General features: G+C 49.7%; 24 protein-coding genes. 13 read left to right on the forward strand and 11 right to left on the reverse strand.

Translation table 11 applies throughout. From position 1 onward, the window contains the following. Window positions 1–111 precede the first annotated feature (111 nt). From metF to F566_RS0110505, 4 genes are all read right to left on the reverse strand, one after another. Entirely contained in the window at window positions 112–981 is an 870-nt protein-coding gene (gene metF, locus F566_RS0110490) for a methylenetetrahydrofolate reductase [NAD(P)H] (protein ID WP_020406947.1), read from the reverse strand. A 66-nt stretch (window positions 982–1047) separates the two neighbouring features. Next, entirely contained in the window at window positions 1048–2439 is a 1392-nt protein-coding gene (gene ahcY, locus F566_RS0110495; RefSeq protein ID WP_020406948.1) for an adenosylhomocysteinase, read from the reverse strand. Window positions 2440–2499: 60 nt separating this feature from the next. Beyond that, window positions 2500–3660, reverse strand: coding sequence for a methionine adenosyltransferase (gene metK, locus F566_RS0110500; RefSeq protein ID WP_020406949.1), 1161 nt, complete (start codon window positions 3658–3660; stop codon window positions 2500–2502). A 79-nt stretch (window positions 3661–3739) separates the two neighbouring features. Then, window positions 3740–4795 (reverse strand): ArsR/SmtB family transcription factor, encoded by a 1056-nt coding sequence (locus tag F566_RS0110505; protein WP_020406950.1) that lies wholly within the window; start codon window positions 4793–4795, stop codon window positions 3740–3742. 350 nt (window positions 4796–5145) lie between these two features. Here F566_RS0110505 and F566_RS37160 point away from each other — a divergent pair, with 350 nt between their 5' ends. After that, window positions 5146–5331: a hypothetical protein gene (locus F566_RS37160; RefSeq protein ID WP_020406951.1), complete on the forward strand. Its 186-nt coding sequence runs from the start codon at window positions 5146–5148 to the stop codon at window positions 5329–5331. A gap of 216 nt (window positions 5332–5547) precedes the next feature. On the opposite strand, the gene F566_RS0110515 is transcribed toward F566_RS37160, so the two are convergent. From F566_RS0110515 to F566_RS0110525, 3 genes are all read right to left on the reverse strand, one after another. Continuing rightward, the gene (locus F566_RS0110515; protein ID WP_020406952.1) at window positions 5548–5739 is read right to left on the reverse strand and encodes a DUF3185 family protein; all 192 of its coding nucleotides are present in this window, start codon (window positions 5737–5739) and stop codon (window positions 5548–5550) included. 118 nt (window positions 5740–5857) lie between these two features. Next, window positions 5858–6685, reverse strand: a complete 828-nt coding sequence (locus F566_RS0110520) for a mechanosensitive ion channel family protein (protein ID WP_020406953.1) — start codon at window positions 6683–6685, stop codon at window positions 5858–5860. A gap of 206 nt (window positions 6686–6891) precedes the next feature. Then, window positions 6892–7179 (reverse strand): DUF1330 domain-containing protein, encoded by a 288-nt coding sequence (locus tag F566_RS0110525; protein ID WP_020406954.1) that lies wholly within the window; start codon window positions 7177–7179, stop codon window positions 6892–6894. A 430-nt stretch (window positions 7180–7609) separates the two neighbouring features. Between F566_RS0110525 and tkt the strand changes: the two genes are divergently transcribed. The 6 genes from tkt to F566_RS0110560 all read left to right on the forward strand — a co-directional run bounded on the left by tkt (window position 7610) and on the right by F566_RS0110560 (window position 15446). Further along, a complete protein-coding gene (gene tkt / locus F566_RS0110530; RefSeq protein ID WP_020406955.1) occupies window positions 7610–9619 on the forward strand; it encodes a transketolase in 2010 nt (669 codons plus the stop codon). 44 nt (window positions 9620–9663) lie between these two features. Then, window positions 9664–10674, forward strand: coding sequence for a type I glyceraldehyde-3-phosphate dehydrogenase (gene gap, locus F566_RS0110535; RefSeq protein WP_020406956.1), 1011 nt, complete (start codon window positions 9664–9666; stop codon window positions 10672–10674). Between the two features lie 159 nt (window positions 10675–10833). Beyond that, complete coding sequence (locus tag F566_RS0110540; RefSeq protein WP_020406957.1) at window positions 10834–12006, forward strand: phosphoglycerate kinase; 1173 nt, start codon at window positions 10834–10836, stop codon at window positions 12004–12006. Window positions 12007–12128: 122 nt separating this feature from the next. Next, window positions 12129–13193: a class II fructose-bisphosphate aldolase gene (fba, locus tag F566_RS0110545; protein ID WP_020406958.1), complete on the forward strand. Its 1065-nt coding sequence runs from the start codon at window positions 12129–12131 to the stop codon at window positions 13191–13193. A 309-nt stretch (window positions 13194–13502) separates the two neighbouring features. Further along, on the forward strand, window positions 13503–14474 hold the full coding sequence (locus F566_RS0110550; protein ID WP_026179909.1) for an alpha/beta hydrolase: 972 nt from the start codon (window positions 13503–13505) through the stop codon (window positions 14472–14474). A gap of 312 nt (window positions 14475–14786) precedes the next feature. Then, window positions 14787–15446 carry a YiaD family glycine zipper/OmpA-like lipoprotein gene (locus tag F566_RS0110560; RefSeq protein WP_020406961.1) on the forward strand — a complete coding sequence of 220 codons (660 nt, stop codon included), beginning with the start codon at window positions 14787–14789 and terminating at the stop codon, window positions 15444–15446. Between the two features lie 64 nt (window positions 15447–15510). Here F566_RS0110560 and F566_RS0110565 read toward each other — a convergent pair whose 3' ends face one another. Both F566_RS0110565 and F566_RS0110570 read right to left on the reverse strand, forming a co-directional pair. Next, window positions 15511–15810 (reverse strand): Dabb family protein, encoded by a 300-nt coding sequence (locus F566_RS0110565; RefSeq protein ID WP_020406962.1) that lies wholly within the window; start codon window positions 15808–15810, stop codon window positions 15511–15513. A gap of 52 nt (window positions 15811–15862) precedes the next feature. Continuing rightward, window positions 15863–16132, reverse strand: a complete 270-nt coding sequence (locus F566_RS0110570; protein WP_020406963.1) for a Rho-binding antiterminator — start codon at window positions 16130–16132, stop codon at window positions 15863–15865. A gap of 221 nt (window positions 16133–16353) precedes the next feature. On the opposite strand from F566_RS0110570, the gene F566_RS0110575 reads away from it, so the two are divergent. Beyond that, window positions 16354–17244, forward strand: a complete 891-nt coding sequence (locus tag F566_RS0110575; RefSeq protein WP_020406964.1) for a bile acid:sodium symporter family protein — start codon at window positions 16354–16356, stop codon at window positions 17242–17244. Here F566_RS0110575 and F566_RS0110580 read toward each other — a convergent pair. Continuing rightward, window positions 17223–17774: a DUF2878 domain-containing protein gene (locus F566_RS0110580; RefSeq protein WP_020406965.1), complete on the reverse strand. Its 552-nt coding sequence runs from the start codon at window positions 17772–17774 to the stop codon at window positions 17223–17225. The two genes, F566_RS0110575 and F566_RS0110580, sit on opposite strands and share 22 nt — an antisense overlap. A gap of 295 nt (window positions 17775–18069) precedes the next feature. Here F566_RS0110580 and pap point away from each other — a divergent pair, with 295 nt between their 5' ends. From pap to F566_RS0110595, 3 genes are all read left to right on the forward strand, one after another. Further along, on the forward strand, window positions 18070–19596 hold the full coding sequence (gene pap / locus F566_RS0110585) for a polyphosphate:AMP phosphotransferase (RefSeq protein ID WP_020406966.1): 1527 nt from the start codon (window positions 18070–18072) through the stop codon (window positions 19594–19596). After that, window positions 19593–19979 (forward strand): hypothetical protein, encoded by a 387-nt coding sequence (locus F566_RS0110590; protein WP_020406967.1) that lies wholly within the window; start codon window positions 19593–19595, stop codon window positions 19977–19979. Before pap ends, F566_RS0110590 begins: the two co-directional genes overlap by 4 nt. 97 nt (window positions 19980–20076) lie before the next feature. Then, window positions 20077–21579 (forward strand): M20 family peptidase, encoded by a 1503-nt coding sequence (locus tag F566_RS0110595; RefSeq protein WP_020406968.1) that lies wholly within the window; start codon window positions 20077–20079, stop codon window positions 21577–21579. Between the two features lie 35 nt (window positions 21580–21614). On the opposite strand, the gene F566_RS0110600 is transcribed toward F566_RS0110595, so the two are convergent. Then, window positions 21615–23045, reverse strand: a complete 1431-nt coding sequence (locus tag F566_RS0110600; RefSeq protein ID WP_051085302.1) for an HDOD domain-containing protein — start codon at window positions 23043–23045, stop codon at window positions 21615–21617. Window positions 23046–23719: 674 nt separating this feature from the next. Between F566_RS0110600 and F566_RS0110605 the strand changes: the two genes are divergently transcribed. Together F566_RS0110605 and F566_RS0110610 are read left to right on the forward strand one after the other, a co-directional pair. Further along, complete coding sequence (locus tag F566_RS0110605) at window positions 23720–24748, forward strand: TRAP transporter substrate-binding protein (RefSeq protein WP_020406970.1); 1029 nt, start codon at window positions 23720–23722, stop codon at window positions 24746–24748. Window positions 24749–24915: 167 nt separating this feature from the next. After that, on the forward strand, window positions 24916–25491 hold the full coding sequence (locus tag F566_RS0110610; protein WP_020406971.1) for a TRAP transporter small permease: 576 nt from the start codon (window positions 24916–24918) through the stop codon (window positions 25489–25491). Window positions 25492–25540 lie beyond the last annotated feature (49 nt).

Here is a 25540-nt window from a genome sequence, read left to right on the forward strand (position 1 = left end):
GAATGGTCAGGTTAGCCAAAAATGAAGGGGGAAATGATGAAAAAGAGAGTATTGGAGAGGTAAATAGCGGCATAAAGAGTCCGGTCGATACCTGACCGGACTCCTGACAGATCAGAATGAGATTTTGTCGCCCAATCCCAGGTTGTCCCATACTCTGAGGCTGGGGCCAGCCTGATTGAGGGTGTAGAAGTGTAATCCTGGAGCGCCCGCCTTCAGTAGTTCCTCACATAGACGAGTCACAACTTCATCTCCGAATTTGACGATGCTCGCCATGTCATCCCCATAGGCTTCCAGCTGTTTGCGGATCCAGCGTGGAATCTCCGCTCCGCACATATCACTGAATCTTGCCAGCCTGCTGTAATTGGTGATGGGCATGATCCCCGGTACGATAGGGATGTTCAGACCGGCTTTTTCACAACGCTCTATAAAGTAGAAGTATGCCTCAGGGCTATAGAAATACTGAGTGATGGCACTGGTTGCTCCAGCTTCTACCTTGCGTTGGAAATTACGCAGGTCATCTTCCGCATTCTTGGCCTGAGGGTGAAACTCTGGATAGGCTGCGACTTCAATGGAAAAGTGATCACCTGTATGCTCGCGGATAAATTCCACCAGCTCGTTAGCGTATCTCAATTCCACAGAACCGCCGGTACCCATTCCTGATGGGAGGTCCCCCCGCAATGCCACGATCCGTTGTATGCCGTTTTCTTTGTACAGGTCCAGAAGTTCAGCCACAGACTCTTTTGTTGCACCTACACAGGATAGGTGAGGGGCGGTTGATATCCCCTGCTTGTGCAATGTTAGAACAGTATCGATGGTGCGTTCCCGGGTTGAACCGCCGGCGCCATAGGTGACTGAAAAGAAATCAGGGTTACGGTCCGCCAGTTGGTCACGCACTGCCTGCAGCTTATCCATGCCTTCCTGTGTCTTGGGAGGGAAAAACTCAAAACTGAAGCGACGTTTAAATTGCTTTTGGGTTTCCATTAACTCAAGTCCCGAATTTGATGGCGTAATGGCGGGAGGGAATTCCCGCCATTCGCTTCATCTTATTTAATATTTGTAATCGTTAGGTTTATAGGGGCCTTCTACTTCGACACCTATGTAATCTGCCTGATTCTGGGTCAGGCGGGTGATCACGCCGCCGAATCCTTCAACCATGTAACGGGCAACTTCCTCGTCCAGCTGCTTGGGCAACACTTTCACGTAAAGGTTGGCGGTTTTTTCCGCGGCAGGCAGATCAGCAAACTTGCCGGCGAAGAGATGCATCTGAGCCAGGACCTGGTTGGCGAACGATCCATCCATGATGCGCGATGGGTGACCAGTGGCGTTACCCAGGTTCACCAGACGGCCCTCAGAGAGCAGGATCAGGTGATCGTTGGTGTCACGGTTACGGTAGATTTTGTGAACCTGAGGCTTCACTTCTTCCCATTCCCAGTTGTCGCGCATAAATTTGGTGTCGATCTCATTGTCGAAGTGACCAATGTTACACACCACTGCGCCGCTCTTCAGTGCAGAGAGCATGTATTGATCGCAGACATTGACGTTACCCGTGGTGGTCACCAGCAGGTCAGTGTTTGCCAGAAGATCTTTGTTAATGGAGGCTGCAGTGCCGTCGTTCTGACCGTTGATGTACGGGGAAACAACTTCAAATCCGTCCATACAGGCCTGCATGGCACAGATTGGGTCAATTTCAGTGACTTTAACAATCATGCCTTCCTGACGCAGAGAAGCTGAGGAGCCTTTGCCCACGTCGCCATAGCCGACGACCAGCGCTTTCTTGCCTGACATCAAATGGTCAGTGCCGCGCTTGATGGCGTCGTTCAGTGAGTGACGGCAACCGTATTTGTTGTCGTTCTTGCTCTTGGTGACGGCATCGTTGACGTTGATGGCCGGGACCTTCAGGGTGCCTTTTTTCATCATGTCGAGCAGACGATGAACGCCGGTGGTGGTTTCCTCGGAAATTCCGTGGATTTTATCCAGCATGGCAGGGTATTCGTTGTGCAGAATTTCGGTCAGGTCGCCGCCGTCATCCAGCACCATGTTGGCTTCCCAGGGGGTACCATCTTTTTCAATGGTCTGCTTAATACACCAGACATACTCGTCTTCGGTTTCACCTTTCCAGGCGAACACTGGGATGCCTGCCGCTGCAATTGCCGCCGCCGCATGATCCTGGGTGGAGAATATGTTGCAGGATGACCAGCGTACTTCAGCGCCCAGAGAAACCAGAGTTTCGATCAGGACCGCTGTTTGGATGGTCATGTGAATACAGCCTAAGATCTTGGCTCCGGCCAGAGGCTGCTCTGCATGATACTTTTCACGAAGCGCCATCAGGGCGGGCATTTCACCCTCGGCGATTTCGATTTCTTTGCGGCCCCAGGCGGCCAGGCTGATATCAGCGACTTTGTAGTCGGTGAAATTATCTACGCTTTGTAACTGTGACATGAGTGGTGTCCTTTACTTATCGACAGCCCGAATCGGGGCTGTCGGATCTGGTTTCAGGGCTTAAAGGCCGGCTTCTGTACGCAGAGCTTCTGCTTTGTCGGTTTGCTCCCAGGTGAAATCGTCTCCGGTACGACCGAAGTGACCGTAAGAGGCAGTCGGGCGGTAAATCGGACGACGCAGATTCAGCATTTCGATCAGGCCACCGGGACGCAGGTCAAAATGTTTACGCACTAACTCAGAGATCAGACTGTCGTCAACCTTGCCGGTATCGAAGGTGTTGATGGAAATTGAGGTTGGCTCGGAAACACCGATGGCGTACGACACCTGAATTTCACAACGGTCCGCCAGTCCTGCCGCCACAATGTTTTTAGCTACATAGCGACCGGCATAGGCGGCTGAGCGGTCAACTTTGGAGGGATCTTTACCGGAGAATGCACCACCGCCGTGGCGTGCCATGCCGCCGTAAGTGTCGACGATAATCTTACGTCCGGTCAGGCCGCAGTCGCCCACTGGTCCGCCGATAATGAACTGTCCGGTCGGGTTGATGTGGAAGTCGGTGTCTTTGTGCAGCCATTCAGCCGGTAGTACGTGTTTCATGATTTCTTCCATCACGGCTTCACGGATATCGGCCTGCTTGATATCGGGAGAATGCTGGGTCGACAGAACTACGGCATCCACGGCGACGGGCTTGCCGTTTTCATAGCGCAGGGTTACCTGGCTTTTCGCATCCGGACGCAGCCATGGAAGAATACGGTTTTTACGCAGGTACGCCTGACGCTCTACCAGACGATGGGAATAAAAAATGGGGGCTGGCATCAATACGTCGGTTTCGCTGGTGGCGTAGCCGAACATCAGTCCCTGGTCTCCGGCACCAAGGTCTTTGGCATCGGCTTCATCCACACCCATGGCGATGTCGCTGGACTGTTTACCGATGGCATTGAGAACCGCACAGGATGCGCCATCAAAGCCAACATCGGAACTGTCATAACCGATATCCAGAATCACGTTACGTACGATATCTTCCAGATCCACGTAGGTATTGGTTCTGACTTCACCGGCAATGATCGCCATTCCGGTTTTCACCATGGTCTCTACAGCAACCCGGGCATGAGGATCATCTTTAATGATGGCATCCAGAATGGCGTCGGATACCTGGTCCGCCATTTTATCCGGATGGCCTTCGGAAACAGATTCTGAAGTAAAAATTGAGTACTCGCTCATGGCATGCTTCCTTTTATTCAGGCTGAAAAAGTGGTGGGATGTTCACCGTTTAAAAGTAGGTTGGTATTCGGGAGAGCGGTCATTGTCGGCTGCCCTCCGTCATGGCTTCGGGCAAAACATCAACCTCGGCCGGTGGCGCGTGATTCCGGGCCGGCAGCGAAAACTGCCGAACCTGAATCTGGAATCCATTCCGGACTCCGATGTATAAACTCTCTCCTTCCTGTAGCCCGGCTTCTCCGGCCCACTGGGAGATTTCCCTGCTGTCAAAACCAAGCCATAAGTCCCCGCAGGACTCCCTGGCCCAGGTTTGGTCATGTCGACTCAGCTCACTGATGATGAGAATACCATCCTGGTTGAGTAGTTGAGCGCAATCACTGATCAGGCTGGCTGGTGAAGGGACATGATGCAAAACCATATTGATAACAATGGCATCCACCTTGATATTTCGCAGCAACGCGTCTGTTGTCGTCCCCAGCAGAAAATCAATATTGTCCAAGTCATGGCTTTGGGCAAAGTGGCGGGCCTGTTCCAACATTTCTGAAGAGTTGTCCAGCGCTATCACCCAGTTGAACATTCCGCTCAGGTCCTGCAGGAATGCCCCTTCTCCCGGGCCAATTTCCAGAACCACAGACATGTCTTCATTCTGCGTCTGCTCCAGCAAATCCCGGGCTGGTTTTGAGTATAGTCCGTATTCCGCTATCAGTTCCTGGTGTGCCTTGAAATGATGCGCGTTACGGGCGAAGAACGCCTGACTTTGCAATGCCCGCTGTTCTCTCACTTGGGCAATACCGCTCTGAGTCGGCGTTGTCACCGGCAGAATGTCGATGCTTGCAAGCAGGTTAAGGCGGGCTTGATCTGAAGGGTTATCACCCCGTAGCACCGGCCGACGGTAAAAAATGCTGTTGCCTTCCCGCTGGGTTTCCACCAATCCTGCCTTGGCCAGCACCTTCAGGTGATGGCTCATGGCAGACTGGCCGACATCGAAAATAACAGCCAGTTCTAATACGCCATAGGTGTCCCTTTTCAGAATTCTCAAGATTTCCAGGCGCATGGCATCACCGCTTGCCTTGAAAATGGGGGCAAGCTCTGTATATGCATCTGATGCATTTGTGGAAAGGGCAGTTTGAGTATTCATTGTCAAGCGAGTTTAGCAGTATCAATATCGGCTAACAATATCTATATCAAAAAAAATTGATATAGGTCCTTTTCGCGAAAGTTCTATAGTGGTGGAGGGGGCAGAAGTGCTCGCGGTGCGCTGACATTAATATGGGCAATGGGCGTCCTCTGTTGAGCATTCCTGTCTAGATAGAATCCTGTCTGGATAGATAGTCGTTTGGCGTCGTATCATCCAAAGCGATCTGAAAAATAATCCAAGGAGTCTGGTGGAGGTCAGGTCGATTCTATAGGAAATCAAAAGCTCTGAATCTCGTGTGTCTGGTCAAAAAATCATCCAGTTCAAAAACTGATTCAAAGGTCTTGCTCTGAATGACTGTTCCTGAGCTGTCTATAGATAGCTTGAACTGGCTTGCGAAACTGATAGTGGCGGTTACTCTTAAGGATTCTGAAGTTTCTGAAGTTTCTGAAGTTTCTGAAGTTTCTGAAGTTTCTGAAGTTTCTGAAGTTTCTGACGATTCGGTCAGAATTGTACAGTTAACGATTCCATCTCTGTGAAGAATGTATTCGAGTTGCTCAAGCGAACGACGATGTCGAGAGGCTGCTTTTATTGTCCCTATACTTTTGAAAGCATCAGGTAAAAGCGATGTGATTATTGCGGTAAGCCATTCCAATTGCGGTAAACCATTCCATAGTAAGAGAGTGTTTCTCAGTCTCTCCTATAACGACATCCTAGGAACGCCGTTATAGGTGAAAGAGAATATTGTTGTATAACTATTTCACTCTGAAAATCCCAATTATGATGCAAATCGCACCACCCACAAGCCCGGCCCAGGCTTCAATAGGAGTATCCCCGCTCAGAGCTCTGCTGACCTGGGAGCCTGCTGAATCGTATATGTTGTAGCCCCATGCGACCAAAGCAACACCGATAATGATTAACACAATTCCAATAATTTTTTTGTTCATATTCAACTCATACTAATGTTGGTGAAAAGGAGTTATCTGGTCCTATCAAGGGCTCCAACCAATAGAAATAACACTTAACGCCCTGAATGTTTATCTTGATTCAGCGTTTTTCCAGTCACTAATTCTGATTGACAACAATAACTTTTCGATGAGGAAACGGGATTTCGATATTGGCATCGTCCAGTGCTTTCTTGATTTGCTCCGGAATGGAATAGCGAATGCTGAAATAATGTTGGCCTTCGCAGTATGGTCTGACCAGGAAGTCCACTGAGCTGTTGTTTAGCGTTTCAACCTCCACAAAGGGCGCAGGTTCACTAAGGATGAGGGGATGATCAGCAAGAACTTTGTCAATGACCTTGCGGGCGTCATCAATACTTTCTCCATATGCGATTCCAAACCTCATATCCACTCCGCGAATCGCATGGTGGGAGTTATTAATAATTTGCTCCCCCCAAATCTTACCGTTTGGAATAATAATTTGCTGGTTGTCAAAGGTCTGTAAAATCGTCGTAAACATATCGATTTCTGTCACCTTTCCGAATTTACCTGCTACTTCAACAAAATCGTTGACTTTATATGGCCGGAAGATCAGTAACATAACTCCTGCTGCCAGGTTGGTAAGTGTGCCCTGGAGTGCCAATCCGATGGCAAGCCCAGCGGCACCTAATAGCGCAATGATAGAGGCCGTCTGTACACCGAAACGGTTTAAGACAGCGATCCCTACGAAGGCTAATATAGTGTAGCGGGCGAGACTGCCAAAAAACCTGAACAGGGTATCGTCGAGCTGCTCATGTTTATTTGCAATCCCCACCACTGCCTTGTATGCCTTTCCTGCGATCCACACACCTATGACCAGAATGATGAGCGCCAATAAAATGTTGGTGGCCCAATCCAGTGCGGTTGGCAAGTACTGGTTTATGTCCAATTTGCCAATCAATTGCTCCATAACAGAACCCCTCGATTAAGAGTCAGAAAGAATATTTCAGGATAGCCTGTAATTAGACCTTAGCCGATCAGGTGATACGGTAGCCTTGGTCAAGTAACATAAACATTTAAGCACGATAATGTGTGTCTGACTCTATTTGTTGTGAATCAGGGGAGGGCGCCAGGAGTGTATCAGGTAGCTTTGCGAATCTGGTTAGCCGTAATTCTCTAAACGCTGTATCCAGGAACAAATACAACGGTCCCCTCGGTAACCTGATTCCGCAGCTTGGATAGTGCTTTGCTTTCTTTAGACTCGTAGAATTCCTGTGCCTTTTCCTTGCTCTCGAACTTATATACAACCATATGCGTATATGGTGAGCCCTCAAGAGGAGATACCGATGAGGCAATAACCAACTCTCCACCATATTTTTCTACAATAGGTAGTGACAATAGGCCAAGTTCGGAAATTCGTTCTCTGTCGACAACATTGTAGTGATAAATCAGATACCCACTCATATAACCTCCACGATTTGTTGCGGGTAGCTTGTATGATTAACAAGTTAATTAATAGTGGGCATTGCAGAGAGTCTTTGAAAAACGACCTTCGCTGCCAATGTGGCGTCAAAGGTGTCTCAATATGTACTTTTATTCACGATGAACAGTATTTTCCCTGTTTTTCGATATTGTGGCGCTCTGGCTGGGTTGATAAGGGGGCTGTGACAAATCAGGCTCTTGCAACACCACGCGAGAGTGGTCCTGGGGAGGCAGGAAAAATTGAGCAAAACTATCAGTAGAGCAGGAATAAAGTAGTAATTTGTGACTTTTTAATAATCAAATTTGCTCCCTCCTTCTTAATGTTAGAAAATACCCCTCCTTTTTTTGCAGCTAGCAGATATAGCAACATCCTAACCTTGATATAAGACTCGAACCGAGCGGGAGAGAATGAATGCCTTCGCGTAAAGAACTCGCCAATGCCATCCGTGCCCTGAGCATGGACGCCGTGCAAAAAGCCAAGTCAGGCCACCCGGGTGCCCCCATGGGAATGGCTGACATAGCCGAAGTATTGTGGCGAGACTACCTGCAACATAACCCCGCGGATCCTTCATGGATCAACCGTGACCGCTTCGTGCTCTCCAATGGACACGGTTCCATGTTGCTCTATTCCTTGCTGCATCTCAGTGGTTACGACCTCTCTATCGAAGACCTGAAGAACTTCCGCCAATTGCATTCAAAAACCCCCGGGCACCCTGAATATGGCTATGCGCCTGGTGTTGAGACCACTACAGGTCCGTTGGGGCAGGGCATTGCCAACGCTGTGGGCATGGCGATGGCTGAGAAAATACTGGCGGGTCAGTTCAATCGTGACGGTCATGACATTATTGACCACTTTACCTACGTTTTCCTGGGAGATGGCTGCCTGATGGAAGGCATTTCCCACGAGGTGGCTTCACTGGCCGGTACTCAGGGGCTGGGCAAGCTGATCTGTTTCTACGATGACAACGGCATTTCTATCGACGGGGAAGTGGAAGGCTGGTTCACCGATGATACCCCGAAACGTTTCGAAGCTTATGGCTGGCAGGTTATTCCTGGTGTTGACGGTCACGACAGTGACGCGATTAAAGCGGCGATAGAAACGGCTCGTGGTGACAGCGACCGTCCAACGCTGATCTGCTGCAAAACGGTTATCGGTTACGGTTCTCCGAACAAACAAGGCAAGGAAGAGTGCCACGGTGCACCTCTAGGGGATGATGAGATCGTTGCAACTCGCGCAGCGTTGGGCTGGGAGCATCCTGCTTTTGAAGTGCCTGAAGATATCTATGCTGAGTGGAATAACCGGGATAAGGGGACCCAGTCGCAATCGGCCTGGGACAGTAAGTTTGAAGCTTATCAATCGGCTCATCCTGAGCTGGCTGCCGAACTGGTTCGTCGTTGCAAAGGTGAACTGCCGGCTGACTTCGTTGCCAAGGCGGATGAATATATCGCCGCCTGTCAGGAAAAAGGCGAGACGATCGCCAGTCGTAAAGCTTCTCAGAACTCTATTAATGCCTATGCCCCTTTGTTGCCTGAACTGCTGGGCGGCTCTGCGGATCTGGCCGGTTCCAACCTGACCCTGTGGAAGGACAGCAAAGGCGTCAGCAAAGAAGATGCTTCCGGTAACTACATTTTCTACGGCGTGCGTGAATTCGGTATGTCTGCGATGATGAACGGTATTGCGCTGCACGGTGGTTTCGTCCCCTACGGCGCGACCTTCCTGGTATTCATGGAATATGCCCGTAATGCGGTACGTATGGCGGCACTCATGAAGCAGCGTTCTATCTTCGTATTTACTCATGACTCTATCGGTTTGGGCGAAGACGGCCCGACTCACCAGCCAATCGAACAGATTGCAAATCTGCGTACCACGCCTAACATGAGCACCTGGCGCCCTTGTGATGCGGTAGAATCAGCAGTGGCCTGGAAATCGGCTATCACTCGCGAGGACGGCCCGACTGCGATGATTTTCTCTCGTCAGGGACTTCCTCATCAGGCGCGTACCGAAGAGCAGGTCAGCAACATCGCCCGTGGCGGTTATGTACTGAAAGACTGTGATGGCCAACCGGACCTGATTCTGATCGCCACTGGTTCTGAAGTCGGCTTGGCTGTTGATGCCGCCGCGAAACTAGCTGAAGACGGCAAGAAGGTGCGTGTGGTCTCCATGCCGTCTACGGATCTGTTCGAAAAGCAGGATATTGCCTACCGTCAGTCAGTTCTGCCTCTGGAAGTGCCTGCACGTATCGCCATTGAAGCGGCTCACGAGGACTTCTGGTACAAGTATGTCGGACTGGATGGCCGTATTATCGGTATGAGTACATTCGGTGAGTCAGCACCTGCCAACTTGCTGTTTGAAGAGTTTGGCTTCACCGTTGACAATGTGGTCGCCCAGGCGAATGAACTGCTTGATTCCCTGGAAGGCTGAAGTAAACCCCGTAACACGGGGAAGAGTAGGGATGTTTTAGCGTTATGTTGCGATTGGCAATCAATGGTTATGGGCGGATCGGGCAATGTGTCTTGCGTGCACTTTATGAGTCCGGTTACCGACAGTCCATGCAAGTGGTGGCTATCAACGAGCTTTCTGATGCTGAAACCATTGCTTACCTGACCCGCTATGACACCACCCACGGACCATTCCGTGGGGAGGTGTCCATACGGGATGGTCACCTGATGGTGAATGGTGATCATATCCGTCTGGTGCGGGAACCGGATCCTGCCCAGTTACCCTGGAAGAAGATTGGTGTTGACCTTGTGCTGGAATGTACCGGTGCTTTTTCTGATCGGGAAACCGCGCAGTGTCATATTGATTCCGGGGCCGGAAAAGTTCTGTTTTCCCAGCCAGCAGAGTCGACCGTCGACCATACGGTGGTTTTCGGCATTAACCAGGATGGTCTCAAGCCTGAACATACCATTGTTTCCAATGCCTCCTGTACTACCAACTGTATCGTTCCCATAATCAAATTACTGGATGATCACCTGACTATCGAAAGAGGTGTGATTACCACCATTCATTCGGCAATGAATGATCAACCGGTCATTGATGCCTATCACCATCATGATCTGCGCCGCACTCGCAGTGCCATGGCTTCACTGGTGCCGGTGAATACAGGGTTGGCCAAGGGTATAGAGCGCCTGTTGCCTCACCTGACCGGAAAGTTTGAGGCCAATGCAGTGCGTGTTCCTGTGATCAATGTGTCCATGATGGATCTGACCGTATGTGTCAGCAGGGAAACCACGGCTGCAGAAGTGAATGACATTCTGAGCAAGGCGGCAGAAGATCAGTTTGACGGCATCATCGGATATACCGAAGAGCCTCTGACCTCCTGCGACTTCAACCACGATTGTCGAAGCGGCATTGTGGATGGCAATCAGACCCAGGTCAGTGGTAATCGCCTGATTAAAGTCATGGCCTGGTTCGATAATGAATGGGGATTTGCCAATCGGATGCTGGATACCAGTGCACGCTGGTTCAATCTATAAAAGACTTCAACAACTGATAAAGCTCCAATGGATTAATGGAGCGGAAAAGAATATTGGGATGGTCGAAAGATATACGGGTCGAGACTTTGGCCTGATAACAAGTAACGACGAACTGTATACATCCAGAGTTTTACGATAGAACTTAAGAGGTTTACCACCATGTCTGTAATCAAAATGACCGACCTGGACCTGAAAGGAAAAAGGGTCCTTATTCGTGAAGATCTCAATGTCCCGGTGAAAGATGGCAAAGTAACGTCTGACGCCCGTATTCAAGCCGCATTACCAACCATTAAACAGGCTATGGAGCAGGGAGCCAAAGTGATGGTGATGTCACACCTGGGCCGCCCCGAAGAAGGTGTATTCTCCGAAGAAAACTCCATGAAGCCTGTGGGTGAATATCTGTCTGGGCTGCTGGGGCAGGACGTTCCTGTATTGAAAGATTACCTCGACGGTGGTTTTGATCTGGAAGATGGCAAACTGGTGTTGTTTGAGAATGTCCGCTTTAACGCTGGTGAGAAGAAGGATGGTGAAGAGCTTTCCAGGAAGTATGCCTCACTTTGTGACGTTTTTGTGATGGATGCTTTTGGTACCGCTCACCGGGCCCAGGCCTCAACCCACGGGGTTGCGAAGTTTGCACCAGTAGCCTGTGCAGGTCCTTTGCTGGCTGCAGAACTCGACGCGCTGGGTAAAGCGCTGGACAAGCCTGCCCGTCCGATGGTGGCCATTGTGGCGGGTTCTAAAGTGTCTACCAAACTGGATGTGTTAAATTCACTTTCGGACGTTTGTGATTCGTTGATCGTGGGTGGCGGAATTGCCAACACATTCTTGGCTGCGGCAGGCCAGAAAGTGGGCAAATCCTTGTGTGAGATGGATCTTCTGGATACGGCAAAAAGCATTGCCGCCAAAGTCAGCATCCCTCTGCCCACAGATGTTGTTGTGGCCAGTGAGTTTAGTGAATCAGCTGCGGCGACGACCAAATCAGTGGCTGATGTGAATGATGAAGACATGATTCTCGATATTGGCCCTGATACTGCCGGGCAACTGGCGGAGGTATTGAAGTCTGCCAAAACCATTCTGTGGAATGGTCCTGTCGGTGTTTTTGAATTTGATCAGTTTGGCGGCGGCACTGAAGCCTTGGCGAAGGCCATTGCGGAATCTGAAGCCTTCTCTATTGCCGGTGGCGGCGATACACTGGCGGCCATTGATAAATATGGGATCAAGGCGCGAATCTCCTACATTTCTACCGGCGGTGGCGCATTCCTCGAATTCGTTGAGGGAAAAACACTGCCGGCTGTGGCGATGCTGCAACAACGCGCTGGAAGCCAGAGCTAAGGTTATTCGGATACTTTATTCAGAATAAACCGATTTAAAAGAATACCAAGGGTCGAATGCCGGCTTCCTCGGGAGCCGGTCTTATAAATTACAAATCAATTAAGTAACTGAGGGGAAGATCGATGGCATTGATTACCATGCGTCAGCTTCTGGACCATGCCGCTGAGCACCAATACGGTGTACCGGCATTTAACGTTAACAATCTGGAACAGATGCGGGCCATTATGGAAGCTGCCGATGAGACCGACAGCCCGGTGATCGTGCAGGCATCTGCCGGGGCCCGGAAATATGCCGGTGCGCCATTTCTGCGCCACCTGATTCTGGCCGCAATTGAAGAGTTTCCCCATATCCCGGTCGTCATGCACCAGGATCACGGTACTTCACCATCTGTATGTCAACGCTCCATTCAGCTGGGCTTTTCATCCGTTATGATGGATGGTTCTCTGGGAGAAGACGGCAAAACACCTACTTCCTATGAGTACAATCTGGATGTGACCCGTCGTACGGTTGAAATGGCTCATGCCTGTGGCGTCTCTGTTGAGGGTGAGCTGGGTTGTCTGGGGTCACTTGAGACCGGACAGGCAGGAGAGGAAGACGGCATCGGAGCTGAGGGCATTTTGAGCCATGATCAGATGCTGACCGATCCAGATGAAGCGGCGGATTTTGTGGCTAAAACCAAAGTGGACGCATTGGCGATCGCTATTGGAACAAGCCATGGTGCATACAAGTTCACTCGCCCACCTACCGGCGACATTCTGGCGATCGAGCAAATTAAAGCCATTCATAGCCGTATTCCCAACACGCATCTGGTAATGCATGGTTCTTCTTCTGTGCCCCAGGATTGGCTGGCCATCATCAACGAGTTTGGCGGTGAGATTCCTGAGACCTACGGCGTGCCCGTGGAAGAAATTCAGGAAGGTATCAAGCATGGTGTACGTAAGGTTAATATTGATACCGACCTGCGTCTGGCATCTACCGGCGCAATCCGTCGTTTCATGGCGCAAAACACTTCTGAGTTTGATCCGCGTAAGTATCTGACTCATGCCACCAAGGCAATGAAAGATATCTGCGTGGCTCGTTATCAGGCATTCGGAACAGCTGGTCAGGCTAGCAAGATCAAGGTTATTTCCATGGATGATATGACCCAGCTGTACCTGTCAGGCGAGCTTGATCCCAAGATCAACTAATTTCTGATCTCAGAATTGGGATATTCTGGTAGCCAAAGTTCTGCTGAGCGGCGGCGACCAGTCTTGATCTGCGCGAAAGCCATCAGGCGCTGTAAGCCCTGATGGCTTTTTCATAGCGTGGGGTTCAGCTTAGGCTTAAAGATTGGTTCACAAGATTCGCTGTCGCGAAGTTGACTTAGACTGCAATGAGAGATTTCGTGAGCAAGGCACAATTTTCTTCGTAAGCAATACTGTGTCTTCGTCGGAGAGATGTGTCCGACCTGAGATTTTTCCGCGTAAAAAAGATGAAGTAAGCAACTGGATGAAGTAATGACACCATTCTGGGATAGAGATCAGCTTTGCGCCCAATTGCGCCCGATATCGTTTACCGAAATGCCGTATATGAGCGATATCGAAGAGCGTTATTGTCGTTACTACCGGATTGATAAGGAATCACGGATTACCGGAACGACTCATCGGTTAGGGTATTTCGAGGCATTGGGATTTCACCTGGCCTTGCATGTCTATACACCCCCGCGTCCGAAGGGCACGGTATTCGTTTTTCATGGGTACTTTGATCACGTTGGGTTATATGGCCATTTGATAGAACATCTGCTTCGTAGTGGCTTTGCAGTGGTGGCTTATGATCTACCCGGGCATGGGCTTTCCAGCGGAGAATCGGTATCTATTAAGAGTTTTTCCCAATATCAAGCAGTATTGCAGGCTTGTCTGGATCTGTGTAAAGGGCAGCTTCCCGAGCCCTGGGTGGCGGTAGGTCAAAGTACAGGTGCCGCGGTGCTGGTGGAATTCCTCTTCCGTCACCGATTTAGCAGTGACAACAGTCCGTTTCAGCATTGGGTGTTGTTAGCGCCCCTGGTTCGCCCTCTGGGATGGCGGTCGGCACTGTTTCTGCACACATTCCTCGGTCCCTTCCTGCGGACTTGGAAAAGGGTATTCATGCCCAATTCGCACGATAGTGAATTTATCCGGTTTCTCAAAGATAAAGACCCTCTGCAGGCCCGAACCGTCTCAATTGACTGGTTTGGGGCATTGCGGCGGTGGGTAAAGGAAATTGAGGCGACTGAGCCTCTGGCACACCCGGTGACGATTATTCAGGGCCAGGATGATACGACTGTCGACTGGAAGCACAATATTCCCCAGTTGCAGAAACTCCTGCCAAATTCAGAGGTCAGGTATATATCGGAAGCGCGCCATCAGTTGGTAAATGAATCAAAACCCATTCGTAACCAGGTGTTTGAATGGGTGACGGAAGCCTTTAATCAGGCTTTGAAGGATAAATAACTGCCTGAGTATGAACATCTTTGTACCCTCTTTACCCTTGGGAAGCGGCTGGCAAGGTGCAGCGGAGTCTGCGCTGAAGATCAAGGGCAGTTATAAGGATTGGTCGAAAATAGCAGACTGGATATCTGTGAGTCGTGGTTCAGAATATCTGTTGTAACTTTATGTATTCATAAACCTTACCTCCTCAAAAATAGGAGGAAAAAATGGGTGATTCGGGCCAAATATTAACAATGGCTAACATTTCTTAAGCTTTTGTTCAGGCAAAATAGGGCACTATGTGTGTCATCTAAAACTTTGTTCGGAGAATGATTGATGAAATCCAAATTAATCGCCCTGGTTGTGGCGGGAGCTCTGGCCTCAGGCTGCCAGACTTACGATCCCTACACCGGTGAAAAGAAAACCTCTAACGCGACTGCGGGTGCTGTGATTGGTGCAGTCGGTGGTGCGGTGATCGGTGCGGCGACTTCGAGTAAAAAGGATCGTGCCAAGGGAGCTTTAATTGGCGCAACTGCCGGCGGTGCCATTGGCGGTGGTATCGGCTATTACATGGATAAACAGGAAGCAGAGCTTCGTCATAAGCTAGAAGGCACGGGTGTTCGGGTCGTTCGAAACGGTAATGAGATTACTCTGGTAATGCCTGGGAATATCACCTTTGATACTGGCCGTTCTGATGTGAAGTCGGCATTTTATCCAACTCTGGAGTCCGTTGGTCTGGTGCTGAAAGAGTTTGATAAAACCATCATTGAGGTTGCCGGTCACACTGACTCCACTGGAGGAGCCGATTTGAACCAGCGTCTGAGCGAACAACGCGCACTGAGCGTTGGCCAGTTTCTGGTATCGCAGGGGGTAGCGTCCACTCGAGTTCAGACTGTTGGTTTCGGACCTCGTTATCCTGTAGCAACGAACAAGACAGCAGACGGTCGTGCAGCTAACCGTCGGGTTGAGTTGAAACTACTGCCGATTGAAGGTTGATCTGGGCTCAGTCAATAGCGACTTATGAAATAAAAAATGCCGCTTATCGCGGCATTTTTTATGTCTAAATTTCGTACTCTACCACTCGGCGCTCATCTCTCAGCGGACCAATGACCGGTTTGACTTTTTCATGTTCAGGATGAGATTCGTAAGCTTCCAGGGCTTCCTGGTTGGAAAAGTCTACCTGCATGACCACATCTGATGCATCAGCCGAATCACTCGTATTGATGCCAACCGTAATGCTGATCATCCCCGGAATTTTGTTGCGCATGGTTTCCAGGGCCTGCTTGATTTTCAGGGCATCTCGCTGTTTGTCTTCATCTGTCTGCGCCTTCAGGCGCCATAGCACCACTCTTCTGATCATCTTATTCCACTGTTGTTTGCTAGGTTAAGTATGAATACGGTGAATGATTCTGTCACAGATGACTGATGAGCTGGCGCTTGAAAACGGCACGCTCAGGTGTCGGGGTAATGGCCCTAATGTGGTCCAGTCGAATTTGTTTGGATATTTCATCTGTGTTGAATTCCAGCCACTCGGATTTATCTGAATGAGTTCGGGTGGTTACGGCCTGACCGGTGACCCGCTGCCCATCTGTTGTTTCTATAGTAATGACATAATGGTACAGACAGGCGATTTCAAGAAAATCGTGTCGATCGCAGGAGATCGGAGTGTATTCAGCAGCCATAACCCGGCCTTCCAGTTATCAAAGTATATAGCCTAATCATACGCTGATTTGGCTGAGAGGGGGTAATTTCAGACCAATATCTCACGAAATTGCCTGACAGGCTTTGATTCCGCTCCTGAAAATGATGACAATGCCGTTTCTCAAGTTTAGTGCCTGTTTGTACTGGTTAAATACCAATAACAGGTAATCACCGAAGACAGGATGGCGGGGAAGCTGGTCTCATGACGGATGGTCTATTGTTTCGCATTGGAGTGCCTTTAGGACTGTTTATTATTATGTTTGGACTGGGGGCGACACTCAGTCGCTCTGAGTTGCGGGAAGCGATCAAAGACCGGGTCGCTATGATTGTGGGCCTGTTGGCTCAAGTGGTTCTATTGCCAGTCATTGGACTCATTATTGCCTGGTTGGCACCGGTATCTGTGGAGATCAAATATGGCATCCTGATTCTTGCCTGCTGCCCCGGGGGGACCACCTCCAATATATTCACTTACCTGGCGCGAGGTAACCTGGCGTTATCAGTCAGTTTGACGACCATCAGCAGTCTTTTGTCTCTTCTGACAATGCCGCTCACTTTGGCGTTAGGCAGCATGTTGTTGGCAGAGCAGTCATCATCACTGGATATACCCCAGGGATACATCATCAAGAGCTTGCTGGCGGTGACCGTTGTGCCGGTTTGCCTGGGAATGTTTATCAGACATAAGTGGTCGAAGCTGGCCGATTGGCTGGAGTCTCGTATTACGATATTCAGCAGTCTGTTTCTGGCGACTTTGGTGTTGGCGATTGGCATCAAGGACTGGGACGTGCTCATCGGCAACATGCCGACACTGGGACCCGTGATGGTGTTGCTGAGTGCTGCCTCTATGCTAATGGGTGCTTTTGCTGCCAGAGTGGCCCGTGTGGGACGTGCAGATGTGGTGACCATCGGGCTCGAAGCCGGTATTCAAAACTCCGGCCTGGCGATATTTATGGCACTATCCGTTCTTCAGAGCGAGTTAATGTCTATTCCCGCGGCCATTTACTCGGTTTCGATGTATGTCTGTGCCACTATTGCGATTTCAATCGGGCGAAAGCAGTTTCAGCGTGAGCTGATTCAAGTCACATCATCCCGTTGAAGCTCATCTGAGGGACGAGAGCCTGAAAGCCAGGCCAGGGCGGGTGTTAACGCGGCCCAGGCCGGGCAATAAAGTATCAGTATGGCACTCCAGCCCTCGGGAGCCTCTAACGCTCCAAGTCCGTGTGCCGAATAGAGCGACAAAGGCGCGCCCAATAGCCCCAGCCAAAGCGCTAGAAAGTAGCGCTCCTTCAGCCATCTGAGGCAATGATTGAAGCACAGTGAAAAGCCGACCCAAAGACAGATGATCCATAAGGGGGGATAGCTGGCTGAAGGCTGAAGCTGATAGTCCACCCGTTCCAGCCCGATCCAAACGGGTTCGACCGTAAAAGCAATCAATAAACCGATAAAGGCCATGCGCAGATCTGCCTGGATCTGTTTGCCGATGAATATGCTCCAGGCCATTAAAGCCGCCAAAGCTGCCAGAGATGGCCAGTTATGCTGATGGGCGGCGCCGAGTACCGAGGCAAACCACAACACCTGAAACAGGATGGCATTTCCAATAATGTTCATGTTAAGTGATAGTGGCATTAGGAGTGATCTTGGTTAGTCTGGAATCTGGTACGTTGATAAGTACGGCTATTCTACCCAGATCGATTGTTTTATTCCTGCGGTAGACTCCAGGTTCCTCTGACCTGGCAAGCGGTGCATATGCTCAACAGGGGAGACTTGTGGTCTGACAAATAGTTCTTGCGGACTGATATGTGGAATACCTGAGCTATGCTGAAAAATAGAAAATACCGCCATATTCTGAAGACGGTATCAATCGGTGTAAATAACCTCTGGTTGATGTCGTTATAGCCGCAGTATTGAAGGATGATAGATCATGTTTGAAGCCGCTGAACTGGGCCGCAAGCTTTCCAAGAAAGAATATAAAGCGCTGGAGCCTGAACTTCGTGAACGCTTACTGGTGGCGCAGACTTCATTGCGTGAGGCAGACATTCCTCTGTTGATATTGCTTGAGGGTGCAGACAGTGCCTGTAAAGGCGAGGTGGTGAATCTGCTGAACCAATGGTTTGATGTGCGTGGCCTGTTGGTTAACGGATTTGGTCCGAAAACGGATGAAGAAGCAAGAAGACCGCGGTTCTGGCGGTACTGGAGAAACTTTCCTTGCCGTGGTCAAATCGGCGTTTTCTATGGTTCCTGGTATACGGGAGAATTGATCAAGCGGGCGAACAGAAAACAGGAAAAGGATGAGTTTGACAGCCATATGCAGCGTATCGAACAGTTGGAAACTCTGCTGGCACGCGACGGAGCGCTTATCCTGAAATTCTGGCTGCATACAGGTGAAGACGAGCTGACAGCCAGGTTGAAAAAAGTTCTCGCAGAGAAAGAGGATGACTGGGTAGGGGCACAAGCTGACCGTCAGGTTCTTGATAATTACCGACGTTTTATAAAAGCAGCAGAACGGGCAGTCAGGCTGACAGATCAGACGATGTCTCCCTGGCATCTTATTGAAGCGGCCAACCATCGATATCGGGATGTCACATTAGTGAGAACGATTATTGATGCTGTGAATCGACGTACGCAGGAGATAGCAGGGGCTGACCGGCAGAGGCGGAAAACGGATAAGAATTCTGCTGGAGAAGTCCCCATGCCCTCTGAGGCAGCCATCAAGGTTCTGGATCAGGTCGATCTCACATTGGATATCGATAAAAAGAGCTATGAAGCACGTCTGGAGAAACTCAAACATCAGTTAAACCGCCTGAGTTGGAAGGCTTATCATCGTGACATAAGTATGATTCTCGTGTTTGAAGGCTGGGATGCTGCCGGAAAGGGGGGAGCTATCAGACGAATCATGCAGTCTGTGGATGCCCGAATTGCGCGGGTGATTTCTATTTCAGCTCCAACGGATGAAGAAAAATCCCACCACTACCTGTGGCGTTTCTGGCGTCATATTCCACTGGCGGGCAGGCATACGATTTATGACCGAAGCTGGTATGGGCGGGTATTGGTTGAGCGGGTGGAAGGGTTTGCCCGTGAGGAGGAATGGCGACGGGCATACTCTGAAATTAACGATTTTGAGGAACAGATTGGCAGTCGGGGAAATGTCCTGTTGAAATTCTGGCTGCATGTGGATAAGGATGAACAACTTGCGCGGTTTGAGGCGAGGGAAAATACTCCTTACAAAAACTATAAGATCACAGAAGAGGATTGGCGTAACCGTGAGCGCTGGGAAGATTATGAGAATGCTGTGCATGAAATGGTGGTAAAAACCAGTACGGACTTTGCTCCCTGGACAATAGTCCCCGCTAACAGTAAACATTATGCGAGAATCATGGTTTTGGAAACCATTTGTGAGCAATTGAAAAAGGCTCTGGACAAGGCTGATACAAAAAGGGGTGGCAAATGACATCGATGTTATTAGGCATTGGCAGCATGCTGGGCCGTATATGTCTGAATCGAAGCCAGCACTTGCGGGTGCTCATGTGTTTCCTTGGTGTAACGTGGTCCTCTGTGCTGTTAGCAGATACCCATGGTCCAGTAGAAATTTATTCTGACATCGGCGATCTCAAAGTCGAAAATCGGGCAAACGTTGTTCATGACAGGGTCATACTGACATTGAAAAACCTGGAAGATACAGATATTCATTGCGAAGTACATTTTATGAATGGACCCGAGCTGATGATCAAGCGTGTGGGATTTGTTTCGTCCGGTAAGGAAATTCTGTTTAACGCGCCATTGCGCCGGACGGTGGTCAAGATTGTGATTGATTTTTCCTGTCAGGCGATCTGATACCTATTGTGATATCCAGTCTTCAGTTGAGATGGTCTTATCAGACTGGGTCTGTTGTACTTTCAGTGTTTTCGGCTGCTTTGGTTGAGGGGCGTTCATGGTGAAAAAAATACTCGCGGGTTGCCTGGCCTTGTTGCTCATCAGTGTGGTTGCGGTACTTCTGAGAACACTGACACTTTCGCCAGAGCCTGCGGCAGTCGTGGAAGCATTCGATGTCAGAGTACATCAGGACCAGGTAATAGGCCGGTTAAGCCAGGCGATACAGTTTAAAACGGTCTCTCAAGTGTTGCCGGCGAAAGACGGGAATCCCCCCAGAACATTGGTAGACGCTGAAGTATTCTCGTCTTTTCATGGCTTCCTTGAGCAGTCATTTCCTGCTGTGCACGAGCGGCTTGAGCGGATAGTGTTGAATGAATTCAGTCTGCTGTATCGCTGGCAGGGAAGTGAACCTCAGAAGCCCCCTATCTTGTTAACGGCACATCAGGATGTTGTGCCGTATTCATTGCCTGATCTTGAGGCGTGGGAACACCCGCCGTTTTCCGGAGCGCTGGAAGACGGATTTGTATGGGGTAGAGGGACACTCGACGATAAGTCCTCCATGATTGCTATCCTTGAAGCTGTTGAGGGATTGTTGGAACAGGGGTGGCAGCCCTCACGAACGGTATACCTGGCCTTTGGGCATGATGAGGAAGTGGGCGGTACCGGTGCTGCGGCGATTGCAGACTACCTGCATGAGAATAGCATCCGACCTGAGCTGGTGCTGGATGAGGGCGGCTTCGTGATGCGGTCGATGATTCCCGGAGTTTCCCAGCCTGTGGGTCTGATCGGTATCGCAGAAAAAGGTTATCTGAGTGTAGAGCTGCAAACAGAGGGTAAAGTGGGTCATTCTTCGATGCCTCCGCCCCAGACGGCTGCGAGTATCATCTCGGCCGCTGTTGTCAATCTGGAAAGGCATCCTCCGGCGAAACGACTGGACGGCGCAACGCTTCGGTTGTTCGAGACCGTCAGCCCGCACATGTCTTTTGGCAAACGTGCGGTATTTGCCAATCTGTGGCTGTTCGAGCCCCTGGTGCTGTCGATCCTGGAATCGAAAGAATCCACTAATGCCACAATACGTTCGACTCAGGCGGTGACGATGCTGAACAGTGGCCATAAGGACAATGTTCTTCCTGCCACAGCCACTGCGGTCGTCAATTACCGGTTGCTTCCCGATGATTCAGTGGATGACATCCTGGAACACATCCGTAACACCATCAACGATGAGAGAGTCGCTATCACGGTGTATCCCTATCACAGTGAAGCAAGTCAGGTGTCTGATACGGAGAATGCACTCTACCAGGCGATGGTAGGGGCGGGACTGGGTGTATTTCGTGAGCAGGATATGATCATGGCGCCGTACCTGACTATCGGCGCGACAGACGCCCGGCACTATCAGGAGGTGACAAAAAATCAGTATCGTTTTCTGCCCATTCCGCTGGACAGGGAGGATTTATCCAGAATCCATGGCCCCAATGAACGGATTGCGGTAGAGGATTATCTGAGGATGATCCGCTTTTACGTCACCTTCCTGAAATCTTCTGATGCCGTCAACTCGCCCTAGTGAGCCATGACGGCCCATCGTTGTTCCTACAAAACCTAGCGCTCCTGAATCTGGTAGAGGGCTAATTGGGCCTGCTGCGTGAAATGACAGAAGGCTGAGAAACGATCGTCGATATTATGCAGATATTGTTCTCCGCCATCGGCATAAATAACGCCAATCACACGTTTTGATGCGATGAGGCAGGCATACATGCCGGGGACTTCGCCAATCCAGCGATCAAAATCGGGGCGTTTGAGAAAGCGCCAGTTTTTGTCTTTGGGATTGCTGATTAATCCGTGGGGTGGTCTTTTGGTCATGACACTAAGATAACTGTCGACATCCGGTGAAACGATAAAGTTTTCCCGCCAGTTATCTGCTTGGGGCCCCAGGGTCAATTTGGGGACAAATTTCGGGTCCGAGCCACTGAGCATTAATAGAGCCACTCTTGGCATGCCTAATGCCCGGTGAACGCCTTCAACCGCTGTTTGTAGAATCAAGTTCAGATTTGGCTTTTCCACCAGTAGGGCGGACAGGTCTCTTAACACGGCCAGTTGCAATTCAGGGTTCGGTTCGTTGTGAGGCAAATTCGAAGGCAGGGATGACTTACCGACTCCCGGTATATGATGAAGAATTTTATCCAGGCCGTAGTCCCTGACCAGCTTGGCCGTTTCCCCCGCGTTTTTTTCCAGCTCGTTACCCAGTGTTTTGTCGGTAATATCCAGAACGGATACAATTTCCCGGCGGTAAGGAGCGGCTTGCGGGCTCTCCCAACCCCGGTCTGCCACGTCGACAAGGCCGATAACCTGTCGTATGGCATGGGCAACATCAGAATCCGTTGGTCTGCCGGAGACAACTTCCTCTACCAGGGCGCCGAGTTTCCATTTGCGTACCAGCCCCTGCGTGATGATGTAAAATCTGATGCCGAGCACCTGATCCTGAGCCTGGAGTGGGCTGAGACGATCCAGTGCCCGGTCGTAGGTTTCTGTCTGCGGCGCTCTTGAACACCAGAAAGCCAGCTCTCCTATGTAACTGAGCAATGCTGCGATAAAGACTTCTTCACGTCGTTTTGACTCGGGCTTGGTCAGAAGATTGCGTGCCTGGACTGCGGCATGCATGGCCTTGGCAAGGGTTTTCAATAACCTTTCTCTGGGTGATTTTCCCAGTAGGTTTTCTATCAGCAGAGAAGATATCGCAATGCTCTTTATCGTTTCGAAACCAATCAGTGAGATCGCCCGGCTGACAGTACTGACTTGTCTATGAGACAGATTGTAGAACACTGTGTTGGATAAACGGATCACCTGAGAGGTGAGGTCGGCATCTCGCAGGATTACGCCCGCCAGTTCCTGAATAGAGCTGGTGGAGCAGTCTGTAAGCTCATTGATTTCCCGCAATGACTGAGCCAATACCGGTAATTCAATCTGACTTAGGTAGGTTACCCAGTCCTTAGGCTGATTCGGATCTCGACCAGAAGAACCCATTGTTACCATGTTTTTACCACCCGCAGTTACGACGAGACACGTGGGCAATGCCCCAGGGCATGTATCCCTGGAGAAAAGGATGAGATGAGAGCCATTCGAGGTTGACGATGCCGAGACACCAACATGCCCAAGAAATTGTGATACCTAGTTATTATGGCAAAGTTCCGAGAAAACAATTAGTGCAAAATTGTTACTTGATGACGCTGGGAATGCTTATAGAGCGAAATATTTGAATACAAATTAATCTTGAGGTAGTAAAACTCACCTTTTTTAGAAAAAATAGATCCACAACCGGCTATTAATTTCTCATGGCTATCCTGAAAGCTAAATAGGAGCTTGAAGAATTTTTGCGAGGTTGCGGTTTTTTGTGATGAGGGAGAACGAATATTTACTTTAAAATTCAATAGTTTTTGTCACTTTATTCACCGTTTCAATTCTGCCGGTGAGTCACCTTTTGCCATCGGGTAGAGGATTTCTGTCGCTCCTTTTTAGGTGGTGAGAGAATAATTTTCTCTGAATCAACCACTTGTCATGCCTTTTATGATTTGTCATTCTGTTATAACTCTAAGGAATTTTCGGTAGGCAGTGGTCGATTCCATTGACAGAGTCGTGTCTACCCTGGGTTTTGAGCTTTGATGATATTGGGGCCTGACAGTGGGCTCACAGCAGGATGGAGGAAAAACATGAATAAATCCAAAAAACTGAGGACACTGGCAGGGGTTACCTGTTTGGCATTGGCTGGTCTGGGGGTAGCCGGAATGGCCAGCGCTGATACCTGGCGTTATGCTCATGAAGAATATGAAGGCGACGTGCAGGACGTTTTTGCCCACAAATTCAAGGAATATATCGAGAGTAATTCAGATCATAGCTTGCAGATCTATCGGTTCGGTGAGTTGGGAGAATCTGATGACATCATGGAACAGACCCAGGCAGGCATTCTGCAGTTTGTAAACCAGTCTCCCGGATTTACCGGTGCTCTTATTCCTGAGGCGCAGATTTTCTTTATTCCCTATCTGATGCCCACAGACATGTCTACCGTCATTAAATTCTTCCGTGAAAGTGAAGCCATCAATGACGACTTTGTTGATTTGTACTCAGCTCAAGGGCTGGAACTGTTGAAAATGTATCCGGAAGGTGAAATGGTCGTCACCGCCGATGAGCCGGTGACCAGTCCTGCGGAATTCGAAGGTAAGAAAATGCGGGTCATGACCAATCCGTTGTTGTCCTCAACCTATGAAGCATTCGGTGCCACACCAACGCCTTTGCCTTGGGGGGAAGTCTATGGTGCGCTGCAGACCAATATGATCCAGGGGCAGGAAAACCCAATATTCTGGATCGAGTCAGGCGGCCTGTATGAAGTTTCTCCAAACCTGATATTCACCAAACACGGTTGGTTCACGACAGCCATGATGGCGAATCAGGATTTCTTTAACGATCTTTCCGACAAAGACAAGAAGCTGGTCCGGGATGCTTCGAATTTCGCATTTGAAGAGATTATCAAGCATATCGATGGATTGGCGGATAAGTCTCTCAAGAAAATCATGGCTGCCAGTGAAGACGTGACCGTTACCCGCCTGACCGATAAGCAAATTGATAAATTCAAGGCACGGGCACCCCAAGTCGAGAAAACATTCATCGATATGACGGGGGACAGTGGTAAGGAATTGTTGGAACAGTTTAAAGAAGACCTGGAAGAGGTAACTGCCAACTAATCAGCCTTTGGTCGGTTATCTGGGGCGCTCTTTATCGGTGAGAAAGACTTTGCCGATGAGTGTTGAAAAGTTGATATCGATGCCCGGATAACCGTTAACCTGATGAACAAGGGGGCCTGTACTCTCTGCTCATCAGGGCTGTTTTGTTCCGCACAGGAGTATCGCCCATGAACGAAGAAGCTCCCGAGGTATATAAGTCCGGTTTGCCGGGGATTCTTGGCACTCTGGATGTTGTCATCAGCAAGACAGAGGCCGTGATCCTGGCGCTTGGGGTTCTGTTGATGGCTCTGAACACCTGCGTGAATGTCGTAGCCCGTTTTGGTTTCGGTAAGGGGTTGTTTTTCTCTGGTGAGATAAACCGTATTCTGATCATCATGATCACTTTCGCCGGAATCGGCTATGCGGCCAGGCATGGAAGACATATTCGCATGTCGGCCATTTACGACACTTTGCCCGTCATGGGCCGTAAAGTACTGATGGTGATCATTGCCTTTTTTACCTCTGCCATCATGTTTTTCCTGTGTTATTTCTCCGTCGAATATATTTCCGATCTCTATGATCGGGGACGGATTCTGCCCGCGCTTGGCTTTCCCATCTGGATTATTTACATCTGGGTTCCTGTCGGTTTTGCCGTCACCGGGATTCAGTACTTCCTGACAGGGATAAAAAATCTCACTTCCAGAGATGTGTATTTATCGACGGGTGTCGTCGACGGGTATGCGGATACGGAGTCTGAAGTCTGACTTTATGGCCCCTTATGCAGGCAATTATTTTTCATGATCGGATAAGGAT

It is taken from the genome of Hahella ganghwensis DSM 17046, from assembly GCF_000376785.1.
GTDB lineage: Bacteria > Pseudomonadota > Gammaproteobacteria > Pseudomonadales > Oleiphilaceae > Hahella > Hahella ganghwensis.